This is a genomic window from Novosphingobium lentum NBRC 107847 (genome assembly GCF_001590965.1).
Classification (GTDB): Bacteria; Pseudomonadota; Alphaproteobacteria; order Sphingomonadales; family Sphingomonadaceae; genus Novosphingobium; species Novosphingobium lentum.
The window spans coordinates 1-570 of record NZ_BCTW01000053.1 but is presented as its reverse complement, the minus strand read 5'-3'; the positions used below and the strand labels follow the sequence as shown (position 1 = coordinate 570).

Annotated in this window: 1 pseudogene; it reads left to right on the top strand. The window is 64.2% G+C overall.

The features are described 5' to 3' along the window. Positions 1-570, top strand: a pseudogene (locus tag NL2_RS21510) (hypothetical protein); the annotation flags it as partial.

Genomic DNA, 570 nt, shown 5'->3' with positions numbered 1-570 from the left:
ATCGCTGCGCGCCTGCATGATGGCGATCGGGCCGCGCACTTGCGTGTTCCGCGTCGCCGGCACGATCAGCCTGCTGTCGCAGATCAAGCCGACCTCTGGCAATCTGACCGTGGCAGGCCAGACCGCACCGGGCGGCGGCGTCGCCATCCGCAATGACCCGTCCAACCTCACCGGATCACCGATTTTCCTGAAGGCGCCGAACAACATCATCCGCTACGTGCGCATCCGCCCGGGACCGACGTCGGGCACCAAGCAGGATACCACCGATGCCGTCACCGTCGATGGCGGCGCGACCAACACCATCCTCGACCACGTCTCGCTGTCGTGGGCGACCGATGAACCGTTCAACTCGACCAAGACGTCGAGCAACGTCACGGTCCAGTGGGCGCTCGTCTACGAAGGTCTGAGCCATTCGACGCATCCCTCGGGCGAACATTCCAAAGGCATGTTCATCGAAGGCAGCAACATCACCGTGCACCACACGCTGATCGCGCACGCCACGGATCGCCTGCCCAACGCCGGCGTCGGTGACCGGGTCGATGTCGTGAACGTGGTATCCTACGACATGGG